The 21,156-nt window shown below is 69.2% G+C and carries 22 protein-coding genes and 2 tRNA genes; 12 read left to right on the top strand and 12 right to left on the bottom strand.

Annotated features, from left to right (window positions below; genetic code table 11):
- Positions 1–37 precede the first annotated feature (37 nt).
- Both C466_RS04550 and C466_RS04545 read right to left on the bottom strand, forming a co-directional pair.
- Positions 38–901, bottom strand: coding sequence for a universal stress protein (locus C466_RS04550; RefSeq protein WP_004598981.1), 864 nt, complete (start codon positions 899–901; stop codon positions 38–40).
- A 94-nt stretch (positions 902–995) separates the two neighbouring features.
- Positions 996–2,366, bottom strand: coding sequence for a hemolysin family protein (locus C466_RS04545; RefSeq protein WP_004598980.1), 1,371 nt, complete (start codon positions 2,364–2,366; stop codon positions 996–998).
- A 168-nt stretch (positions 2,367–2,534) separates the two neighbouring features.
- On the opposite strand from C466_RS04545, the gene tmk reads away from it, so the two are divergent.
- A complete protein-coding gene (gene tmk / locus C466_RS04540; RefSeq protein ID WP_004598979.1) occupies positions 2,535–3,128 on the top strand; it encodes a dTMP kinase in 594 nt (197 codons plus the stop codon).
- 61 nt (positions 3,129–3,189) lie between these two features.
- Here the strand turns inward: tmk and C466_RS04535 are convergent, their stop codons facing one another.
- Positions 3,190–3,513 carry a hypothetical protein gene (locus C466_RS04535; protein ID WP_004598978.1) on the bottom strand — a complete coding sequence of 108 codons (324 nt, stop codon included), beginning with the start codon at positions 3,511–3,513 and terminating at the stop codon, positions 3,190–3,192.
- 99 nt (positions 3,514–3,612) lie between these two features.
- On the bottom strand, positions 3,613–4,164 hold the full coding sequence (locus tag C466_RS04530) for a DUF5813 family protein (protein ID WP_004598977.1): 552 nt from the start codon (positions 4,162–4,164) through the stop codon (positions 3,613–3,615).
- 156 nt (positions 4,165–4,320) lie between these two features.
- Here C466_RS04530 and C466_RS04525 point away from each other — a divergent pair, with 156 nt between their 5' ends.
- Positions 4,321–5,634, top strand: a complete 1,314-nt coding sequence (locus C466_RS04525) for a carboxylate--amine ligase (protein WP_004598976.1) — start codon at positions 4,321–4,323, stop codon at positions 5,632–5,634.
- A gap of 33 nt (positions 5,635–5,667) precedes the next feature.
- Here the strand turns inward: C466_RS04525 and C466_RS04520 are convergent, their stop codons facing one another.
- Positions 5,668–6,924: an MFS transporter gene (locus tag C466_RS04520; protein ID WP_004598975.1), complete on the bottom strand. Its 1,257-nt coding sequence runs from the start codon at positions 6,922–6,924 to the stop codon at positions 5,668–5,670.
- Positions 6,925–7,086: 162 nt separating this feature from the next.
- Here C466_RS04520 and pyrF point away from each other — a divergent pair, with 162 nt between their 5' ends.
- Positions 7,087–7,917 (top strand): orotidine-5'-phosphate decarboxylase, encoded by an 831-nt coding sequence (gene pyrF / locus C466_RS04515; protein WP_004598974.1) that lies wholly within the window; start codon positions 7,087–7,089, stop codon positions 7,915–7,917.
- Positions 7,918–7,959: 42 nt separating this feature from the next.
- Here pyrF and C466_RS16900 read toward each other — a convergent pair whose 3' ends face one another.
- On the bottom strand, positions 7,960–8,100 hold the full coding sequence (locus C466_RS16900) for a hypothetical protein (protein WP_004598973.1): 141 nt from the start codon (positions 8,098–8,100) through the stop codon (positions 7,960–7,962).
- 50 nt (positions 8,101–8,150) lie between these two features.
- On the opposite strand from C466_RS16900, the gene trmY reads away from it, so the two are divergent.
- The 6 genes from trmY to C466_RS04485 all read left to right on the top strand — a co-directional run bounded on the left by trmY (position 8,151) and on the right by C466_RS04485 (position 13,073).
- Positions 8,151–8,765 carry a tRNA (pseudouridine(54)-N(1))-methyltransferase TrmY gene (gene trmY, locus C466_RS04510; RefSeq protein WP_004598972.1) on the top strand — a complete coding sequence of 205 codons (615 nt, stop codon included), beginning with the start codon at positions 8,151–8,153 and terminating at the stop codon, positions 8,763–8,765.
- Between the two features lie 11 nt (positions 8,766–8,776).
- On the top strand, positions 8,777–9,214 hold the full coding sequence (locus tag C466_RS04505) for a CHY zinc finger protein (RefSeq protein WP_004598971.1): 438 nt from the start codon (positions 8,777–8,779) through the stop codon (positions 9,212–9,214).
- Between the two features lie 394 nt (positions 9,215–9,608).
- Positions 9,609–9,681: transfer RNA gene (locus C466_RS04500), tRNA-Pro, on the top strand.
- A gap of 278 nt (positions 9,682–9,959) precedes the next feature.
- Complete coding sequence (locus C466_RS04495; RefSeq protein ID WP_004599586.1) at positions 9,960–11,408, top strand: sensor histidine kinase; 1,449 nt, start codon at positions 9,960–9,962, stop codon at positions 11,406–11,408.
- Between the two features lie 105 nt (positions 11,409–11,513).
- Positions 11,514–12,284, top strand: coding sequence for a DUF429 domain-containing protein (locus C466_RS04490; protein WP_004598969.1), 771 nt, complete (start codon positions 11,514–11,516; stop codon positions 12,282–12,284).
- A gap of 87 nt (positions 12,285–12,371) precedes the next feature.
- Entirely contained in the window at positions 12,372–13,073 is a 702-nt protein-coding gene (locus C466_RS04485) for a TVP38/TMEM64 family protein (protein ID WP_004598968.1), read from the top strand.
- A gap of 25 nt (positions 13,074–13,098) precedes the next feature.
- On the opposite strand, the gene C466_RS04480 is transcribed toward C466_RS04485, so the two are convergent.
- The gene (locus tag C466_RS04480; RefSeq protein ID WP_004598967.1) at positions 13,099–13,521 is read right to left on the bottom strand and encodes a GtrA family protein; all 423 of its coding nucleotides are present in this window, start codon (positions 13,519–13,521) and stop codon (positions 13,099–13,101) included.
- A complete protein-coding gene (locus C466_RS04475) occupies positions 13,521–15,056 on the bottom strand; it encodes a sulfatase-like hydrolase/transferase (RefSeq protein WP_004598966.1) in 1,536 nt (511 codons plus the stop codon). Before C466_RS04475 ends, C466_RS04480 begins: the two co-directional genes overlap by 1 nt.
- A 158-nt stretch (positions 15,057–15,214) precedes the next feature.
- On the opposite strand from C466_RS04475, the gene C466_RS04470 reads away from it, so the two are divergent.
- Together C466_RS04470 and C466_RS04465 are read left to right on the top strand one after the other, a co-directional pair.
- Positions 15,215–16,171, top strand: a complete 957-nt coding sequence (locus tag C466_RS04470; protein ID WP_004598965.1) for an alpha/beta fold hydrolase — start codon at positions 15,215–15,217, stop codon at positions 16,169–16,171.
- A 70-nt stretch (positions 16,172–16,241) separates the two neighbouring features.
- Complete coding sequence (locus C466_RS04465; RefSeq protein ID WP_004598964.1) at positions 16,242–16,520, top strand: DUF7553 family protein; 279 nt, start codon at positions 16,242–16,244, stop codon at positions 16,518–16,520.
- Between the two features lie 16 nt (positions 16,521–16,536).
- Here the strand turns inward: C466_RS04465 and C466_RS04460 are convergent, their stop codons facing one another.
- A complete protein-coding gene (locus C466_RS04460) occupies positions 16,537–17,064 on the bottom strand; it encodes a hypothetical protein (protein WP_004598963.1) in 528 nt (175 codons plus the stop codon).
- Positions 17,065–17,147: 83 nt separating this feature from the next.
- On the opposite strand from C466_RS04460, the gene C466_RS04455 reads away from it, so the two are divergent.
- Positions 17,148–17,222 (top strand) — tRNA-Val (locus tag C466_RS04455).
- A 159-nt stretch (positions 17,223–17,381) separates the two neighbouring features.
- Here the strand turns inward: C466_RS04455 and C466_RS04450 are convergent.
- From C466_RS04450 to C466_RS04440, 3 genes are read right to left on the bottom strand one after another with little or no spacing between them, the layout of a single operon-like run.
- Positions 17,382–18,431: an ABC transporter permease gene (locus C466_RS04450; protein ID WP_004598962.1), complete on the bottom strand. Its 1,050-nt coding sequence runs from the start codon at positions 18,429–18,431 to the stop codon at positions 17,382–17,384.
- Positions 18,431–19,504, bottom strand: a complete 1,074-nt coding sequence (locus tag C466_RS04445) for an ABC transporter permease (RefSeq protein ID WP_004598961.1) — start codon at positions 19,502–19,504, stop codon at positions 18,431–18,433. Before C466_RS04445 ends, C466_RS04450 begins: the two co-directional genes overlap by 1 nt.
- Before the next feature lie 50 nt (positions 19,505–19,554).
- The gene (locus C466_RS04440; protein ID WP_004598960.1) at positions 19,555–21,096 is read right to left on the bottom strand and encodes an ABC transporter ATP-binding protein; all 1,542 of its coding nucleotides are present in this window, start codon (positions 21,094–21,096) and stop codon (positions 19,555–19,557) included.
- Between the last annotated feature and the right edge of the window lie 60 nt (positions 21,097–21,156).

The raw sequence follows: 21,156 nt of genomic DNA, 5'->3' as shown, positions 1-21,156 counted from the left end.
GACGCATCGGCGGCTGACGTTGACGGGAACGGCCGGACTACTCCGCCTCGGGAACCGGGACCGTCAGCACCGGGACGGGGGCAGTCCGGAGGGTGCGCTCGGCGACGCTCCCCAGCAGGTACCGCCCCACGCCGGTCCGGCCGTGCGTCCCCATCGCCACGAGGTCGACGCCGGGGTCGTCGACGTACGCCCGGATCCCGCGCGCGGCCGAGGAGGCGACCTCGACGGCGCCGACCGCCTCCAGCCCGGCAGCCTCGACGCGTTCGACGCCCTCGGCGACCGCGTCGTCGGCGTACTCCGAGAGGACGTCCACCTCGACGTGGTCCCCGATACCGATCCCGCCGGTGTCGACGACCGAGAGGACGTGGACCGTCGCGCCCGCCCGCTCCGCGATCGGGAGCGCGCGGTCGAGCGCGGCGGTCGCGGCAGGGCTCCCGTCGGTCGGCACTAGGACGTCCTCGTACGGATACGGGACGGTCTCGTCGCCCGGGCGGAGCGCCAGCACCGGTACGGGCGACTGCCGGACGACGCGCTCGGTCGTGCTGCCGACGAGGTGTTCGACCCCCTCCCGCCCGCGCGTCGACATCGCGACGAGGTCGGCGTCGAGCTCCTCGGCGTACGAGGCGACCGTCTCGGGCACGCCCCCCTGCCGGACGGCCGTCTCCGCGTCGACGCCGCGGTCGGCGGCGCGGGCCGCCGCCTCCTCGACGATCGACTCGCCCTCCCGTTCCAGCACGTCGACCACGTCGCCGCCGATCCGGGTCACGCTGTCGCGGGTCGTGTCCGCGACGTGGAGGAGCTGAACCGTCGCGCCGTGGTCGGCGGCGATCGCCAGCACGTGCTCGAAGGCCGCCGCGGCCGCGTCGCTGCCGTCGGTGGGGACGCAGATCCGGTCGTACATACGCCCCCGGTCGCGCCCGCGGGTGAAAAACGCTCGCGTCGTCGCGCCGGCGGGGTCGCCCGCTCCCGTTCACGGCCGAACTCGCTCGGCGCCGTTACGCCGCGTCCCCATTGGGCGAACCCTCACCGTCGCCGTCGTCCGCCGACTCCGAGGGATCGTCGCGCCGCGTGACGCGTACCGTCGAGATGCGCGCGCCGTCGACCGCGGTGACCTCGAAGGCGTACGCCTCAGTCTCCGCGACGTCGCCGACCTCGGGGGACCGCCCGATGCGGTCGAGGACGAACCCGCCGAGCGTCTCGTAGCCGTCGCCGCTGAGGTCGGTGCCGAGCGCGTCGTTGACGTCGAGGAGCGCGACCGAGCCGTCGGCCTCGTGCGTCCGGTCGCCGGTCCGCCGGATGGTGTGCCGGCCGTCGGCCACGTCGAACTCGTCCCGGAGGTCGCCGACGAGCGCCTCGGCGACGTCCTCGACCGTGGCGATCCCCTCGAAGGCGCCCCACTCGTCGATCACCGCCGCCATCTGCCGGCGCTCGTCGCGGAACTGGACGAGGAGGTCGCTCGCGCTCGTCGTCTCCGGGACGACGAGGATCTCTCGGGCGAGGTCGCTCGCGGTCGCGCCGTCGTCGCCCGTCTCGGTCGCGCGCAGCACGTCCTTCACGTCCACGAAGCCGACGACGCGGTCGGCGTCGTCGTTCTCGACGACCGGGTACCGGGTGTGGCCCGCCTCGAGGACCGTCTCGCGGATCGCCGAGAGCGACGCGTCCGCGGGCAGCGAGACGACGTCCGGGCGGGGGACCATCAGCTCGCGGGCCGCGGTGTCGTCGAGCTCGAAGACGCCCTCGATCATGGCGACCTCGGACTCGTCGACGTGGCCGGCCTCCCCCGCGCGGGCCAGCACGCGCCGTATCTCCCGCTCTTCGAGCGTCTCGTCGCTCTCCGAGGCGGGCGGTACGCCGATCAGGCTCGTGAACGCGTTCGCGGTGCCGTTGAACACCGCGATGCCGGGCGAGAAGATCAGGTACGAGAGCTTCATCGGCGGCGCGAGCAGAAGCGAGATCCGCTCGGCCTGCGCGATGGCGATCGTCTTCGGCGCGAGCTCGCCGAAGACGACGTGGAGGAAGGTGATGAAGGAGAACCCGATCGCGAACGCGACGAGGTGGACCAGCCCCTCGGGCAGGAGCGGGCCGAGGACGGGCTCGATGAGCGCCGCGACGGCTGGCTCGCCGATCCACCCCAGTCCGAGCGACGCGAGCGTGATCCCGAGCTGCGTCGCCGCGAGGTAGTCGTCGAGGTTGGTCATCACCTCCTGGAGCGTCTCCGCGCCCGCCTTCCCGTCCTCGACCAGCTGGTCGACCGAGGTGGCCCGTATCCTGACGAACGCGAACTCCGAGGCGACGAAGAAGCCGTTCAGGACGACCAACACGAGGGCGGCCGCCACCCGCGAGAGCGAGACGGCGATCGCTACCATCCGTCTCCCCCGAGCGCGCGTGGTGCTGACGAGTCGTCGACCATGCCGGCCGTTCGGGGAGGGGTCACTAAAAAGGGCCGTCGGGCGGACCCGCGCTCGGACCGAGGGGGGCTCGGACGCACGGACCGGACCCGCGCCGTTTATTCCTCGCCACGGCGGAACGCCACCATGCTGATCACGCTGGAGGGGCTCGACGGCAGCGGTAAGACGACGGTCTGGGAGGCGCTCCAGGACGTGTACCCCGACGCGACGTTCACCCGCGAACCCACCGACAGCTGGTACGGCGAGGCGGTGGGGCGCTCGATGGGCGACCCGGACGCCGACCCGCTCGCGGAGCTGTTCTTGTACACCGCCGACCACGCGAACCACCTCTCGGAGACGGTGCGGCCGGCGCTCGCCGACGGCGACCTGGTGATCTCCGACCGCTACTCGGACTCGCGGTTCGCCTATCAGGGGGCGACGCTCGCGCGCGCCGACGCCGGAATCGAGCGACCGGTGGAGTACGTCCGCGGGATCCACGCCGCGTTTTCCCGCCCGCCGGACGCGACGATCTACCTCGATCTGGACCCGAAGACCGCGGCCGAGCGCGCCGGCCGGACCGACAAGTTCGAGCGCGACGGCTACCTCGCGGCCGTGCGCGACAACTACGAGCGCCTGATCGACGCCGACCCCGGACGGTTCCACCGCGTCGACGCCACGCGCGCGCCGGAGGACGTGGTGGCGCGGGTCGAGGAGGTCGTGGCCGGATTGGTCGACCGCTGAAGCCGTCCCGTTCGAGCGTTCTCAGCGGTATCCGGAGTTCTCAGCGCGAGTCCGAGGGCTCTCAGCGCGTGTCCGGCAGCTCGTACTCGTCGGGCGACGGGACGTAGAGGTAGTCGATCGCGACGCCGAGCGCCAGCGGGAGCGCGACGAGCAGCGCCAGCAGGATGGTCGAGCTCCCGACGTTGATCCCGGTCCCGACGCCGAGCGCGCCCGTGAACACGAGCGTCGAGACGAGCAACAGCAGGGGAGTCAACACGAGGGTGTACACGACCGACCCCCACGACGTCGAGAGCTGAATCCGGAAGAAACGGGTCGCGACACCGGCGAGGAACGTGTGGAACGCCACCAAGGCGAGGAGGCTGCCGAACCCGAACAGCGCGAGCATGGTCGCCGTACGGACCGCCGACACTTCCCCCTATCGGCCGCAGCCCGGCCGCCGCCCCGTCGGCCCGGCCGGCCCTCCCGCTGACCGGCCCGCGGTCCCTCAGACCGGCCCGCCGCCGCCCTGCTGGCGCGCGGCCGAGAGCAGGTCCGAGACGGGCGCCGTGTACTCGTAGCCGGGGATGACGCCCTGAACGTACGTCCCCTCGACGAAGTCGATCAGCGCGCCCGCGTCGTCGACCCCGCGCCGCTCGTTGATGTCGGCGAGCTCGTAGATGACCGCGATCTCGTCGCCCTCGCGCTCGACGACGGGATCGAACTCCCGCCGTTTCCGGGTGACGCCGCCGACGTCGACCGCGCGGCGCTCGAACGTGTCGGCCCAGCCGTCCTCGACCACGTCGGCGACCTCGTCGGCGGTGACCGCCGACAGCGTCGGCACGCGGACGGCGACCGTGAACTCGACTCTCCCCTCTTCGGCCGGCTCGGCGCGGACGCGCCCGTCGAACGCGGTCGTCGTCGAGACCCACCCGTCGCCGTCGCGCTCGAAGGAGCCGTGGTCCGCGAACGCCCGCCGGACCCGGTCGGGGAGTTCGTCGGTCGGCCCGTCGCCCTCGCCGTCGGCGTTCTCGGCGTCGTCGCCCTCGGTTTCGCGCATACCGATCCGGAGGCGACGCGCCCTGAAAAGCCGCTCGCGTCGCCCGCGCGGGTCCCGCCCTCGGCGTCGTGGCGGACCTCGTCGCCCGCGTCACCGATACGGGCACAGCGAGCCGGTACGTCGGTCCCTTTTGTGCGTCGACCGCCGAGACCGGGTATGGCAGACACCTTTCGGTCCACCGAGGGACTGATCGACGCGCTCGCGGACGCCGAGTTCGAGCGGCCGCCGGCGCTCGTCAGCAACGCGCACATCACCGGGCTCGGCGTCGCTCGCGCGCTCGACGCCCACGACGTGCCAGTGATCGCGCTCGACCGGGCCAGCGGCGACGCCGCCGACGGGGGCGCCGAGAACGGGACGGTCACCCACGACGGGCTCGCGCCGCCGTCGGACGCGGTCGACTTCGCCGGCGCGGTGACGTACCCGCTCGACGACCTCGACGGGTTCCGCGAGGACGTGGAGGCGATCGTCGACGCCGCGGGCACCGAGGCGGTCGCGTTCGGCTGTATGGACGAGTGGGCGCTGTCGTACGCCGAGGCCGACCCCGACGGCGTGCGGCTCCCCTTCGCCGGCAGCGACACGCTCGACGACGTGTTGAACAAGTCGGAGCTGTACGCGACCTGCGAGCGGCTCGGCGTCCCCTACCCGGAGACGTACCGCTTGGCCGAGACCGCGGCCGCGGGGACGCGCGAGGCGGACGCGACGGTCGACGAGGCCGCGGCGGCGCTCGGCTTCCCGCTCGTGGTGAAGCCGGAGCTCAAGCGCGACTTCGAGGAGGCGTTCGGCACCAACGTGATCGAGGTCGCGGACCGCGAGGAGTTCGCCGACGTCGTCGCGGCCGCGAGCGAGGAGGGGATCGCCGTGATGGCCCAGCGGCGCGTCGACATCGCGACCGGCCGCGACCACTCGCTGGCGTCGTACGTGCCACCGTCCGGGCGCGACGACGCGCTCGCGGTCGTCGGCAACGCCGCGGTGCGGTACCCGCGCAACTTCGGCACCTCCTGTCTCGTGGAGACCGCGGACGAGCCCGCGATCGAGGAGCGCGCGCTCGCCGTCCTCGACGACGCCGGCTACCACGGGATCAGCGAGTCCGAGTTCGTCTACGACGAGGCCCGCGAGGAGTTCCTGCTGCTCGACGTCAACACCCGGCCGTGGAAGTGGATCTCGATGCCGGTCGCCGCGGGCGCGAACCTCCCGATGGCGGCGTACGCCGCGGTCACCGACGCGACCTACGCGTCCGGCGGGATCGAGCCGACGCGGTGGGTGTACCTCCGCGACTACCTCTCGCTGCTCGCTGGCGACGACGCGTTCTGGGACCAGCTGTCGGCCGCCGACTGGCGCCGGCTCGTCTCCGGCGCGTTCGAGCACGAGGGGACCCTGACGACCGGCGTCTACCGCCCCTCCGACCCGGGACCGGCCGCGAAGCTGTTCGAGACGGAGTTCGTCGACCGCGAGTACTACTGCTCCTGTTAGGTCGCCGGCGTTTCGCACGGACTGGGCCGCCGATCACGCCCGGTCGTCGTTCGGAGCGTCGACCGCGTCGTCGCCGACGGGGACCTCCCAGAGCAAGATGGCCGTCGCCCCGACGACGAGGATGGCGCCGCCAACGCCCAGCGCAAACAGCGGGGAGACGGCGTCGGAGAGGAGGCCGCTGCCGAGCTGGAACGGGACGACCGCGAGACCGCTGACCATCGCCATCGCGCTCAAGACGGTGGCCCGGCCGAGCGACTCGACCCGGTCGTTGATGTACTGTCCGGCGAACGACCGGGTGACGTCCGACACCCCGCGGATCAGGAGGAACGTCGGGAGCGCGAGCACCGGGACGAAGTACATCCCGATCAGCGCGCCGCCGACGGCGAACGGCAGGAGGAGGAACCACGTCCGCAGTCCGATCCGTTCCCTGATAGCACCCGTGTAGTAGGTGAGCACCGCGCCGACGAGGCTGTACGCCGCGTAGAACCACCCCAGCAGCGATTCGACCCGCGGCTGCCGGATCCCGAGGTCGAGAACGACGGTCTCGAAGATCGGCTGGAGAAAGACGAACACGAGGTACGTGACCGCGGCGTACAGGACGTAGTAGTACAGCAGGAACGACCGCAACCGACGGCGCGAGAGGACGTCTTTCACGATGCCGACCGTCCGGCGGAGGCTCAGGTCGCCAGTATCGGTCTGCCTGTACGTCTCGGCTTCGTCGAGCGTGAGCAGTACCGGGACCCCAAGGCTCGTCACGCCCGCCGCGACGAACCACGGGTACGAGAGGTCGACGCTTCCGAGATACCCGCCGAGGATCGCCGCGACGGCGCCGACGGCCAGCGCCGCCGACTCCCCGCGGCCCCGGACGCGGGCGAACTCGTCCTCCGAGAGGTCGTCGGTGAGCGTGTCGTAGAGCCACGCGTCCTCGCTTCCGGAGCGGAAGTTGTACCCCAGCGACCAGCAGACGTAGAGGACGGCCAGTTGGAGGAACGAACTCGATAAACCGATACCGAGGAGCGTCAGCGAGATGAGCCCGGTCCCGATGAGGAGGCTGTTGCGACGCCCAACGCGGTCGCCGACGTAGCCGGTCGGGATCTCGCCGAACAGCGTCGTCAGGTTGTACAGCGCCTCCAGAACGGCGATCTGGGTGAAGGAGATATCCTGCGCCAGGAAGAAGAGGTACATGATCGGCCGGTAGAACTCGACCGCCTTCGTCGCCTTGTAGGCGTAGTACTTCAGGATCGGTCCGGAGAGCGACTCCCGAAGGCCACCGCCAGTGCTACCGGCCATGCGTGTGGCGACCGACGAGGGGCCGACTGGTGTATCCTGTTATTACGGGATCCCCCGATCGGCACATACGTCGGACCGTCCGGTACGTTCGACCGACGAACACCCCGGTCGCGGGCGACCGCGGAACACAACGGTTAGTGGGCCCCCCGCCGCAGGGCGCGTATGGGCTTCTTCGAGACGCTCGCGGACCGGATCGACGCGGTCGACAGCGTCGTCTCGGTCGGGCTCGACCCCGACCCGAGCCGGCTCCCCGAGACCGTGACCGACGCCGACCTCCCGCGGTGGGCGTTCAACCGACGGATCATCGACGTGACCCACGAGCACGCCGCCTGCTACAAGCCGAACGCCGCCTTCTACGAGGACCCGGACGGCTGGCGCGCGCTCCGCGAGACCGCCGCGTACGCCGAGGGGAAGGGCGTCCCCGTCCTGCTCGACGCGAAGCGCGGCGACATCGGCAACACGGCGCGGCGGTACGCCGAGGTCCTCGACCACGTCGACGCGATCACCGTGAACCCGTACCTCGGACGCGACTCGCTCCAGCCGTTCCTCGACCGCGCGGACAAGGGCGTGTTCGCGCTCTGTCGCACCTCGAACCCGGGCGGGGCCGACCTCCAGGACCTCGAACTTGCCTCGGGTGAGCCCCTCTACGAGCGCGTCGCCGCGCTCGCGGACACCTGGAATGCGAACGGCAACGTCGGCCTCGTCGTGGGCGCGACGACGCCCGACGAGCTGGAGACGGTCCGCGAGATCGTCCCCGAGATCCCCTTCCTCGTGCCCGGCGTCGGCGCGCAGGGGGGCGACGCCGAGGCCGCGGTCCAACACGGGCTCGCGGAGCGCCCCGGTCTCCCGGTCGACGTGGGGCTCGTGAACTCCTCGCGGGGGATCATCTTCGCCGGCGAGGAGTCGAGCCGCCCCGGCGACGAGGCGACGTACTTCGGCGCCGCGGGCGACGCGGCGAAGCGGCTCAGAAAGCGGCTGAACCGGCACCGGTAGGTCGCGGACGGCGCGACCGTTCGGCCGAGCGCCCGGGTCGAGCTACCCGCGCCCGGCGGCGCACCCGGAACAGGCGCGGGCCCGCTCGTCCCAGTGGTCGTCGCAGACGGCGCGCCCGCAGCGGTCGCAAGTGCGGGTCGCGGTCGCCGCCTCGCAGACCTGGCAGAGTCCGGTGAGGCTCACGGCGGCGGTTGGGTCGCACGCCTTATGAGGGTCGGGGGCGAGCCCCGGATATGCGCCAGTTCGTCGTCATCGGCCGCGACGTGCCCACCGATCCCGACGCGATATCGCTGTCGGACATCCCGGGGGCCGGGCGGCTCGATCTGCTCTGTCGGTGCGTGAGCGCGGGCGTCTTCCTCTCGCACGGGATCCGCGAGGCGGTCCGGGTCCACCTCGTCGTCGCCGACGAGTTCACGGTCACCTTCGATTCGGACACGCTCCGTCACCTCCACCCCGACGAGCGCAACGTCGCCGCGCGGATCCGCGACGCGCTCGCCGCGCGGGACGACGCGATCGGCCACATGCCCGCCGACGTCTCTCCGGGCGTCGAACTCCGCCGGATGGGCCTCGACGCGACGCTCGACCGGCTCGTCGGCGGGGACGGCCGCGGTCCGGACGGGACGCTCGTCCAGCTCCACGAGGAGGGCGACCCGCTGGGCGACGCGGAGCCGCCGACGGACCCCGTGTTCGTGCTCTCGGACCACCACGACTTCGCCGAGCAGGAGGCGGACGCGATCGCGGACCGCGCGGAGCGGCGGCTGCGCGTCGGCCCCGAACCCCTCCACGCGGACCACACCGTTACCGTCGTCCACAACTGGCTCGACACCGACGGCTACGCCAGCTACTGACCGCGAGACGGATGACCGCGACACCACCCGACGGCGACGCGTCGACGCCCGACCGCGAGACGACGACCGCGCCCGACACCGACTCGCGCTTCGACGTCCCCCTGCGCGGCGTCGCCGTCGACCCAGAGACGCGCTGTGCGCACTGGGACGCCCCCGTTGACGTGGTCGCGCTCCGGTTCGGCTGCTGTGAGGCGTACTACCCCTGCGACGCCTGCCACGACGCGGCCGCCGACCACGAGGCGGTCCCGTGGCCCCGCGAGCGCTTCGACGATCCGGCGGTCCTGTGCGGCGCCTGCGGGACGACGCTCACGGCCCGCGAATACCTCGCGGCCGACGACGACGCCTGCCCCGCCTGCGGCGCCGCGTTCAACCCCGGCTGTCGGAAGCATCGCGACCGATACTTCGAGATGGGGGGGACAGTCGACGGAGATGGCGACGGCGATTTATAATTGATGACGCGGCAGCGGTGGCGCGTGCCTGCGAGCGCCCGACGGGCGCGAGTCAGCACGCGCGAGGGAGTCGGGCGCGACGAGGGCGACCGAAGGGAGCCCGCAGGACGCGCCTGACGAGGCTGGGGAGGCGTGAGGTGCGGTTGCGGTGCGGGGCGGGACTCGAAGGGGCAGTCGCGAGGACGAAGACGCGCGACGTAAGGACCGCAGGGAGCGAGTGTAACGAGCGACTGAGGACCGCAACGAGCGCATCGAGTCCTCGCGACTGGGGCTTCGTGGTACCCGCGTCTGGCGTCGATGACCTAGATATGCTATCGACTCCTCGTCCCTCCGGTCCGTCTCGATCGCCCCCTTTCGGAAGGATTAAAAGAACGAGCGGCCTTCTGTCGAGTGCGGGCCGGTGGGGTAGCTTGGTATCCTTCGGCCTTCGGGTGGCCGTAACCACGATTCAAATTCGTGCCGGCCCACTTCTCCCGCATTTTCCGCCGACTACAGACGCGTACCTACCTTTGGTGAAGCCGCGGTGTTCCGCCGCGGATGTCACCCGACCACCGCGTTCCGAGACGTGCGTTTCCCGGGCGCAGCGGGGAGGCCGAAACGGCGGAAATCGCGGTCGCGTCGCCGGCGATCTGAAGTGTAAGAGATTCGAGACGAGCGGCCGATTGTCTCCCCGATCGGCTTCTCGAAACGAGACACTACAGCCGGATATTTTTCCGTTTAGAACCCCTCTTGATCGGTAGTTGGAATGTCGATCGATAACCCGAATGAAGCCGCCACTGCGTCGATCGAAGTCTTACATGTCGACGACGATCCCGCGTTTCTCGACCTGACCAAATCCTTCATCCAGCGGGAGCTCGGCGACGTGGAAATAACCACGGTGGCCAGTCCGGACGCGGTGCTCGACACGCTCGACGAGCGGTCCGTCCACTGCGTCGTGAGCGACTACGAGATGCCCGGGACGGACGGACTCGAACTGCTCGACGCCGTCCGCGATCACTACGCCGACCTCCCCTTTATCCTCTACACGGGGAAGGGCAGCGAGGAGATCGCGGCGCAGGCGATCAACGCCGGCGTGACCGGGTACCTCCAGAAGGGCGGCCCCGACCAACACCGCCGCCTGGCCAACCGGGTCAAGCACGCCGCGACGGAGTACCGCGCCCAGATCGAGTCGGAGCGATACTCGACGGTCCTCCGGGCGCTCGACTATCCGATCTACGTCGTGAACGCCGAGGCGGAGTTCGAGTACGTCAACGAGGCGTTCCTCGACCTCGTCGGCTACGACAGGGAGGCGATCATCGGCAGCCCGCCGGGCAAGATCAAGTCCGACGAGGGTGTCCAGCGGGCGAACGGCATGCTCGCGACGATCGTCTCCAGCGCGGGGCCGGAGACGCAGCAGTTCGGGGTGGACATCCACACGAAAGACGGCGAGACGGTGCCGTGTTACGACCACATGGCCGCGCTCCCGTTCGACGACGAGTTCCGCGGGTCCGTGGGGATCCTCCGTGACGCGACGCGCGAACAGCGGCAGCGCGAGGAGCTGATCAGACAGAACAAGCGGCTCGACGAGTTCACGTCGATCGTGTCGCACGACCTCCGGACGCCCCTCCAGAACGCGAAGACGGCGGCGGAGATGGCTCGCGCCGAGGGCGAGGCGACGCACTTCGAGGCCCTCGAACGGGAACACGAGCGGATGGAGCAGATGATCGACGAGCTGCTCACGCTCGCGAAGGAGGGCGAGTCGGTGTCCGAGCCGGAGCCGGTCGACGTCGGCGCGCTCGCCGCGGAGGCCTGGAAGCCGTTCGGCTGTCCGGCCGACACGCTCGACGTGGCGGACGACGAGATAACCGTCTCCGGCGACCGCTCCCGGATCCGGCGGCTCCTCGAGAATCTCTTCCGCAACGTCGACGACCACTGCGGGTCGCCCGTGACCGTGACGATCGGGGCGTCCGCCGACGGGTTCTACGTCGCCGACGACGGACCGGGGCTCGACGAGACGGACTGCGAGAGCGTGTTCGAAGCGGGATACACGACCGCCACGGACGGGACCGGGTTCGGGCTGACTATCGTCGAGCGCATCGCCGACGCCCACGGGTGGGACATCTCGGTCGGCGACAGCGCGAGCGGCGGCGTCCGGTTCGACGTGACCGTCGACCCGGCGGTTCCCGTGACAGACGACGTACCCGTCTCGCCGTAGCGCGCCGCGTCGCGGCTTCGACCGCGCCTCGCAGGGCCCTATGCCCCGAGCGATCGGTCCGCGGACCGGACCGATTGAATAGGCACGGGAACGAGCGATCGATCGATGACACCCGACACCGTCGCGGGCGTCGACTGGGCGGGCGGCGCGTGGCTCGCGGTCGTGTTCGAGGACGACGAACCGGAGCCGCGCCTCGAACGCGACCTCGAAGCGCTGTGGAACGACGGCGTCGACCGGATGCTGGTCGACGTACCGATCGGCCTCCCCCACGACGCGGAGACGCTGGCGGCCCGCGAGGCCGTCGACTCGGCCGCGCGGTCGGCCGCCGAGCGTCCGAGCAGCGTGTTTCCCGTCCCGTCGCGGAGCGCGTGCGAGGCCGCGACGGACGGGGCCAACTACGAGACGGTGAACGAGCGGAACCGCGCCGACCTCGACAAGGGGCTCAGCCGGCAGTCGTACCACATCGCGCCGGCGGTCGGCGAGGTCGACGCGTTCCTCCGCGAGGACGAGGCCGCGCGAGAGCGGATTCTGGAGGCGCACCCCGAGGTGTGCTTCCGCGGACTCAACGGCAGCCCGCTCGAACACTCGAAAACCGGCGTGCCGGGCGTCGGCGAGCGACTGGGCGCGCTCGACGGCCACCTCGACGATCCGAACGCGGCGCTCGGCCGGGTCTGTCGGGTGCTCTCCGAGGCGCAGAGCGACGTCGCGGTCGCCGCTGACCCGACCGTCGACGACGCGGTCGACGCGCTCGGGCTGGCGGCCGTCGCCCGCCGTCCGCTCGACGAGCTCCGGTTCCTGCCGGAGGGCGCCGACTACCGCGACGGCGTGGGGATTCCGATGCGGATGGCGTACTGGAGCGCGGAGCGGCTGGATTGAGACGCCTCCTCGCCCCGCGTCCGTCTCGGGACGGTCGATCCCGGCGTTGGTAAGCTTCAAGACCCTCTGTCACCCGCTACGACACGAATGAAACTCTTCTCCTCGCGGGCGGACCGCCGGCGGGGGATCGCGGCCGTGGTCGGCGTCGCGGTCCTCGCGGTCGGGCTCTACGTCCTCGTGAGCCGCTACGCGGGCTTCATCACCGACGCCGAGGCCCTCCGGACGTGGCTCGACCAGTTCGGTATCTTCGCCCCCATCGTGTTCATCGGCATCCAGGCCCTCCAGGTCATCGTCGCCCCGATCCCGGGACAGGTCGTCGCCCTCGTCGCGGGCTACCTCTTCGGTTCGTTCTGGGGCACGGTGTACAGCCTCACCGGCGTGCTCATCGGCAGCGCGGTCGCCTTCTCGCTGTCGAAACGCTACGGTCGCTCCTTCGTCGAGAACGTCATCCACGAGGACGTGATCGAGCGGTTCGACGGGTTCGTCGACACCGTGGGAATTCCCGGGCTGTTCGCGTTCGTCATCATCCCCGGGCTTCCCGACGACGCCATCTGCTTTTTGAGCGGCCTCACCAAGTGGTCGCTGCCCACCTTCATCGGCGTCATCGCCGTCGGCCGCCTCCCGGCGTACGTGTTGACGGTGTACGCTGGCGGCGAGCTCGCGAGCGGCCGGTTCCTCTCCGCGATGGCGCTCGTCGCGCTCGTCGTGGCCGCGTCCGCGGTCGGCTACTACAAACAGGAGGCGGTCCGCGACCTCGTCGAGCGCGTCGAGCCGCGGCTCCCGTTCTGATGGACTCGACGCGGCGAGGCGGATATCACCCCCACGTCCACTGCGAGTCGAGCGCGAAGCGGTAGAGCCCGCTGATGAGGATCGCGGGGACGTTCGCGACGAGTGCGGTCATCCCGCCCCACTCGACGAGCGCGTAGAGCACACCGATCTGTATCGGCCACGCGGTACCGCGAACCAGGTTCGTCTTAAGCAGTCCGCCGAGGTACTCGGACAGGCCGGTGTTCTGACTCGCCTGAAACGTCCACGCGTTGTTGAAGACGTACGAGAGGACGATCGTGATCTCGATGGCGATCGTCGCGGCGAGGAGATAGTTCAGTCCGGCGACGTCGTCGAACAGCCACAACAGGCCCATCTGTATCCCTGCGGTGAACGCGCCCACCATTACGAACCGGCGCATTTGAACCGCGAGCGGTCCGCTAACGAGGTTGCGCAGCAGGGCGCGGACCATTACTTATACCCGAGCGCTTCGAGGCGGGCTTCGAGGTCTTCGTCGACCTCCTCCTCGGCGCGCTCGGCCGCGGCCGCTTCCGCCGCGGCACCGCGCTCGCGGAGCAGCTCCGCGTGGGCGTCGACGACCGGCTCGAACCGGTCGATGACCGCCTGTTCCTCCTCATTCGGGTCGACCGCGAGGTTCTCCTGTTGGGTCGGGTCCGAGGGGCGGTGGTACAGCTCCCGCTCGCCGGCGTCGACGTTCTCGATGTACGTCCAGTCGTCGTCGCGCGCGCTGACGAACAGGTCGCCGTCGGCCAGCGACCGCGGGATCGGCTGCTGGGTCACCTCCTCGCCGCGGACGGTCACCGAGACGACGGGGTCGTCGGGGACGTCCGGACCGTCGGCGTCGTCGTCGGCCGCCGATCCGGTCTCGTCGGCGCCGGAGAGCACCGGCACGAGCGACTCGCCGTGCCACTCGGGCGCGGGGTCGACGCCGAGCAGGTCGGCCACCGTGGGCGGAATAGCGTCGAGTCCGACGTGACCGTCGACGCGGCCGCCGTCGAGCCCGGGCACGTCGGCAACGAACGGGACGTGGATCAGCTCGTCGTACAGCTTCGGATAGTGGGCGAGGTGGCCGTGTTCCTGGAACTCCTCGCCGTGGTCGCCGGCGAGCAGCACCGCGGTGTCGTCGGCGACGCCCGCCTCGTCCAGGCTGTCGAGCAGGCGGCCGATGCTGGCGTCGACCTGTCGCACCGTCGCCTGGTACAGCGTCCGGAGCTCGCGGAGGGTCCGCTCGCCGACTTCGAGACCGAGGCTCGTCCGAGCGTGCGCGTGGAGCATCTGGTGGGTGCCGACGATGCCGTCGGAGACCTCGCGGATGTACCGCGGCGCGGGGACGTACGGGGTGTGGGTGTCCATGTAGTGGACCCACAGGAAGAACGGCTCGTCCGTGTCATCGACGAACCCGGTTGCGGCGTCTTCGACGTCGAACATGCGCGAGGCGTCGAGGAACGGGCGGTCGTCGCTCTCGCCGCGGACCTTCGAGCCGAGCCGGCGGATCGGCGAGGACGCGAGCTGGATCCACGCCTCGACGGTCGGATGCGCGGCGAGGTACCGGCTGTAGCGGCTGGAGCCGACGCTCGTGACGAACGGCTCGAACTCGTCGAACCCGTCGGGGTACCCCCAGTGGTCGGTGAGGAAGCCGTTCGCGGCGTTGAACCCGCCGGTCGCGATGCCGGCGTCGGAGAGCACCTCCGCGAGCGTCACCGACTCGTCGACGCCGATGTCGCCCGACCGGGCGAACACGGGCTCCGACGCGAGGATCGACGGGAACGAGAAGGGGGTCCAGTTGCCCGTCGCGAACGCGCGGTCGAACACGGTGCCGCCGTTTGCGAGCCCGTCGATGACCGGCGAGCGGCGGTCGGTGTCGTACGGGGAGACGGCGTCCGCGCGAAGGGAGTCTACCGTGACGAGGACGACGTTCGAGACGGTCGCGTCGTCGCTCGACGCGTCCGCGTCCGCTGCTGAAGGGGTCGACGAATCGGATGTCATAGGGTACGGTGCGAATCCCCGGAGAACGCGCTCACCGCGGGCGAACGCCGGGATTCGCGGATATAGTTGGAAGGGTGGTTGCCAGCCGCTTGAGGATTTCGATCCCCCACATCACGGGCGAGCGTACCTATTTGACGGTGCCGACGCACGGGATCGGTATGGACGAGACGCCCACCGGCCGGCCGGTCGACGAGGCGGCGCTGCCGGAACCGGTCCCCGACGACGAGATTCCGGAGTCGGTGCCGGGCCGGTCCCGCGCGATAGAGACGAACGGGGTGCCGCTTCACGTCGTTGAGGCCGGCCCCGAGGACGGGAAGCTCCTGGTCCTGCTTCACGGCTTCCCGGAGTTCTGGTACGGCTGGCACGAGGCGATCGCGCCGCTCGCGAACGCGGGCTACCGCGTCATCGTCCCCGACCAGCGAGGCTACAACTGCTCCGCGAAGCCGTCGCAGGTGCGCGACTACCGGATCGACGAACTCGCACGCGACGTGGTCGGGCTGATCGACGCCTACGACCGCGAGACGGCCGCCGTCGCCGGCCACGACTGGGGCGCCGCGGTGGCGTGGTGGCTCGCGCTCGGCCACGAGGAGCGCGTCTCGGAGCTGGTCGCGATCAACGTCCCGCACCCGACCGTCTTCGAGCGCGCGCTACGCAGCTCGTGGGACCAGCGGCTCAAGAGCTGGTACATGCTCGCGTTCCAGCTACCGAAGCTCCCCGAGGCGGTGGCGAGCGCCGGAAACTGGCGGCTCGCGACGGACGCGTTACGCGACACGAGCGCGCCCGGTACCTTCACCGACGAGGACCTGCGGCGGTACCGACGGGCGTGGAACCGCGACGGCGCCTTCGAGGCGATGGTGAACTGGTACCGCGCGATCGTCCGCGACCGTCCTGACCCGCCGAAGACGGAGGTCTCGGTGCCGACGCTGGTGATTTGGGGCGGTCAGGACCGGTTCCTCGCGCGCCGGCTGGCCAACGAGAGCGTCGAGCGCTGCGCCGACGGCCGGCTGCTCGCGATCGAGGAGGCGAGCCACTGGGTGGTTCACGAACACCCGCACCGCGTCTCCGAGGCGATCGCCGACCACGCCGACCCGCTACCGCCCGGCGCGCGCGAGTGAGCCGGCCGGGGGATCCTGTCCCCGCCGCGCCGCCACAAAGGTTATATCTGCCCTCGTCCAAAGGACAGATATGAGCAAGCACTTCGAAGACGCACGGTACTACCTCGGTCGAGCGGCGGAACACGCGAAGGCGGGGGTCGTCGAGGAGTTAGAGCCGGTCGAGGCTCGCGTGAAGGAGCTCGTCGGGCGCGAGGACGAGGAACCGGAACCGGAACCCTCGCGGCTGGACAAGCTCCAAGCGGACCTGAAAGAACTGGAAGAGCGCGCGGAGGGCGAGGCCCGCGAGGCGGTCGCGTCCGCCCGGAAGCGCGTCGCGGAGTACCGCGGCAAGGACGCCGCCGCGGAGTAGCCACGCCGCGGACTCCTTATCGGATCGGCGGTCCAGACGCGGCGGCTGCGTCGTGACCGATCCGCTCCTCGGCGGGTAGCACGGCGTACTCGATGCCCGCTTCCTCGAACAGTGACCGCGTCCGCTCGATTCCCTTCTCGGCGTCGACGTCGGTCGCGCGGTAGTGCCGGATCGGGTGGCGGATCCACGACGGCTCCCAGTGGGCGTACACGTCGGTCATCGAGCGGTCGGCGCCGGCGTACAGCGCGAGGTGGAGCTGGTGGTCGCTCGCGAGCGCGCCTTCGGGGTACCGCACCCAGCTCGCGACGGTCGTCTCCGGAGGCGTCTCGTAGTCGCGGTACTTGAGCGAGGAGACGAGGTTGCGGACGAACCCGAGTCGGTGGAGCTGCGCCTCGACGATCGGATACGGCTCGCGGAGCGTGAACGCGTACTGCTCGCGAGGCGTCTCGCGCTCTGCGTAGAGCCCGACAAGCGACAGGGGCGCGTGGAGGAGGCTCGCGACGCCTTGGCGGAGGCGTTCGAGGAAGCGGAGTTCGTGGGTCACGGGGGCGATCCGGGCGGGTGGGACATGAACGATTCGGCGGAAGGTAACTCTTAAGTTCGGAGGTCGGATACCTCGACACGAGCGGGTTGGTGGTCTAGCCAGGTTATGACGGCTCCTTCACACGGAGCAGGTCGGCGGTTCGAATCCGCCCCAACCCATACGTTCCCCGGTCGTTCTTGAAGGAGACAACCCTCGTCAGCTTATGCGATTTGGGAACTGAATCTACTTTCGACCATAACAGGTCGGCGTGTTCGGGTCCATCACGGTCAGCGGTTACGACAACGTAAAATCGCCGGACAAGTAAAGCGACGAAGGTGTTACTCCTCGCTTTCGTACGGCTCACCGACCGCAGAGGGCGTCTGTGTGGAGCCCCAGACGGTGAGCACGAGAATCACGCCGGCGTACGGGAACAGGTTGACGAGTCGGTTTGGAACGTTGATACCGACCGTCTGTAACTGGATCTGAAGCATATCCAGTCCGCCGAACACGAGTGCCGCGACGGCTGCCCCGATGGGGTTGTAGTTCCCGAACAGGTAGGCGACGATGCCGATCCAGCCGCGGCCGCCGACCATCGTCTCGCCGGTCCCGGTGAACGATCCCGCTTGCGCGAGCAACACCGCACCGCCCAAGCCGGCCATCACGCCCGAGAATATCACCGCGGCGTACCGAACACGCGTGACGTCGATGCCGGCGGTGTCGAGCGCTTCCGGATTCTCGCCGGCCGCCTGGATCCAATACCCGTATTTCGTATCGTTGAGGAACTTCCACGCAGCGACGGCCAAGACGGCGGTGACCATCACCAGCGGCGACGTGTCGAAGAAGATCGGACCGAGCACCGGAATATCCGCGAGCACCGGCACGGTCAGGTCGTTGATGCTCTCAAGGCTCGGGCTGTTTCGGCTCTCCCAGACCAGGACCGCCATGAACGGACCAAATCCGAGACCGATGAACCAGAGCGCCAGCCCCGCGACGATCTGATCTGCTTCGTACCTGATCAGCAGGACGGCAAACAGGACGGCGAACACCAGACTGACCAGTACCGAAGCGAGGATCGCCAGCCAGACGTCGCTCTGGCCGGGGGATCCTCCGCTGATGATCCACATCATCGTCGCCGCGGTCGCTGCCCCGAAGATCATGAACCCCTCGACGCCGATGTTGAAGACGCCGCTTTTCTCCGCGTACAGCCCGCCGATCGCCGTGAGGGCGATCGGGGTCGCAGCCTGGAGCGAGCGCTCCACGAATCCGATCGTAACGATTTCCCAGAACGGCAGGTCCATCGCCACGGCTGCTATCGCCGCTCCAGCGACGAGAACGGCGATACCCGCGATTCCGAGGCTGTTTCTCTTGGCGTATTCGGCGAAGCTCATCACCGGTCACCCCCGAGACCGGTCCGCACGGCAGCCATGCGGAACAGCTCCGGCACGGCGACGAACAGAATGACGAGTCCGATGACGCCGTCGATGAGCTGTACGGGAACGTCGGTGTAGATCCCGATGTGCGATCCGGCGGACTCGAGACCACCGAACAGCAAGCCGGCCGGAACGATGCCGAGCGGATTGTTCGCGGCGAGCAGACTCACAGCGATCGCGTCGAACCCGTACGTCCCGATGCCGCTCGGGTCGGTGTAGTACCCCTGAATCATAACTGCGAAGACCGCCCCGGCGATTCCCGCCACCATCCCGGAGAGGGTCATCGTCAGAACGACCGTCCGCTTGGCGCTGACGCCCGAGTACGTCGCCGCCGATTCCTGGTAGCCGCTCGTTACCATGTCGTACCCGAATCGGCTGCGTTCCATCACGACGTAGATGACCGCGACGGTCGCGAGCGCGATGGCTAACCCGATGACCGAGAATCCGGAACTGTCGAACACGACACTGGGAAAGGAGACGTACTCCGGAATCCGCTCCGTGTTCGGTGCCGCGTTCCCTTCACCGCGAAACGGGTTCTGGACCAACCACCCGACGACGCCGGTCGCGATGAAGTTCAGCATGATGGTGGTGATTATCACGTTCGCGTCCGCGTACGCCTTCAGCGCGCCGGGTAACGCACCGTACACGCCGCCCGCGAACGTTCCCGCAACGAAGCCGATCAGAATCAGTCCGGCGCCGCCGACGGTCCCTTCCGGTAACAGCGGCGCCGTCCAGATGATCGACATGACGGTCGCGATGCCGCCAACGACGAACTGCCCTTGGACGCCGATATTGAACACACCGGCTCGGAACGCGACCGCGACCGCGACGCCGGTCAGGATGAACAGCGTCGAGAACCGCAGCGTTCGTGCGATAGCCGACTCTCCGCCGACCGCTCCGTTGATCAGGCTGACGAGAAACTGGACCGGGTCGTAGCCGGCCGCCGCGACGATGGTAACGCCGATCAGCAGCGCCAACGCCGTCGAGGCGGTCGCGATCGCTAATCGCTCGACGACCGAGGCGCGCAGCATCCGTCCCGCCGCCCGATCGACGACGTCACGGAGACGTCCCGACAGGCGGCTCACGAGTGAACACCACCGCTGGGTTCGCTGTCGCCGTCGTCGGTGCCGGCGTCGTGGCCGGCCATCAGCATCCCGAGCTCCTCTTCGGTCGTTTCCACCGGGTCGACCGCCCCCGCGAATTCGCCCTCGTACATCACCACGATCCGATCGGAGAGCTTCCGAATCTCGTCGAGCTTCGAGGAGACGACGAGGATCGCCATCCCCGCCTCACGCAGTTCCAGTAGCCGGTCGTGGATGAACTCGATCGAACCGATGTCGACCCCTCGCGTCGGGTGGGACGCGATCATAACGTCCGGATCGTGTTCGATCTCCCGCCCGACGATGAACTTCTGCTGGTTCCCGCCCGACAGCGACTTCGCCTCGGAGCGTTCGTTCGGAGGCTGTACGTCGTACTCCCGGATGATGTCGCCGGCGTGGTCGTGGACGGTCTCCCAGTCGATTAGCCCGTTGTCGACGAACGGGTCGACGGTCTGGTTCCCGAGTAGCGCGTTCCGAACGAGGGTGTAGTCCTGTACGAGTCCCTCGGTCGTCCGATCTTCCGGAATGTACGCGATGCCGGCGTCGATACGCTGCCGGCGGTTCGTGTCGGTGATCTCCTCGCCGTTCAACCGTACGGACCCGGACTCGACGTCGCGGAGCCCGGTCAGCGCTTCGACCAGCTCTGTCTGACCGTTCCCCTGAACGCCGGCGACTCCGAGGATTTCCCCTTCCTGGACGGTGAGGTCGACGCCGCTGACCTGTTCGAGACCTCGGCTCCCCCGTGCGTGGAGTTGCTCGACGTCGAGCACGGCGTCGCCTTCCGGTGACTCCCGAGGCGGGCGATCGAACTGGATCTCTCTCCCGACCATCATCCGCGCGAGTTCCGTTTCCGATGTCTCAGCGGCGTCGACCGTCCCGATGGCCGCTCCGTCTCGCAGCACGGTGATCTCGTCGGCCGCGCCGAGCGCCTCCCCCAGCTTATGCGTGATAAATATGAGCGAGTGGCCGGCGTCCGCGAGTTCCCCCATCAGGTCGAGCAGATCGCTGATCTCCTGTGGAGTGAGAACCGCGGTCGGCTCGTCGAGGATGAGGATATCCGCGCCGCGATAGAGGCTTTTCACGATCTCGACGCGCTGGCGGGCGCCCAGGTCGAGATCTCGAATCTTCGTGTCGAGGAACTCGTCGACGTGGAAGTCGTAGCGCGAGCAGATATCTTCGATATCCCACCGGGCGGTCGCGGTATCGACGAACCCGTTATCGCTCGGTTCGTGGCCTAGAATGATGTTCTGTAGCACGGTCATCGTCTCTACGAGCTGGAAGTGCTGGTGGATCATGCCGACGCCCGCGTCCATCGCGTCCCGGGGCGATTCGAACGTTTTCGGCTCTCCGTCGATGTGGACCGTCCCCGCGTTCTTTTCGTAGAGCCCGTAGAGGACGCTCATCAGCGTCGTCTTGCCGGAACCGTTCTCACCGAGGAGCGCGTGTATCGACCCCTTCTCCAAGGTGAAATCGACGTCGTCGTTCGCCACGACGTCGCCGAACCGTTTCGTGATACCCTCCATGCGGACGGCGGGTGGCGTCTCCTTAGCTGTCATTGTCTTTTCGTAGTACGGTGATCATAA

Source organism: Halorubrum distributum JCM 10118 (genome assembly GCF_000337335.1).
In the GTDB taxonomy this organism is placed as follows: domain Archaea; phylum Halobacteriota; class Halobacteria; order Halobacteriales; family Haloferacaceae; genus Halorubrum; species Halorubrum distributum.
The sequence above is the reverse complement of the archived record's forward strand: the minus strand, read 5'-3'. Positions and strand labels throughout refer to the sequence as shown.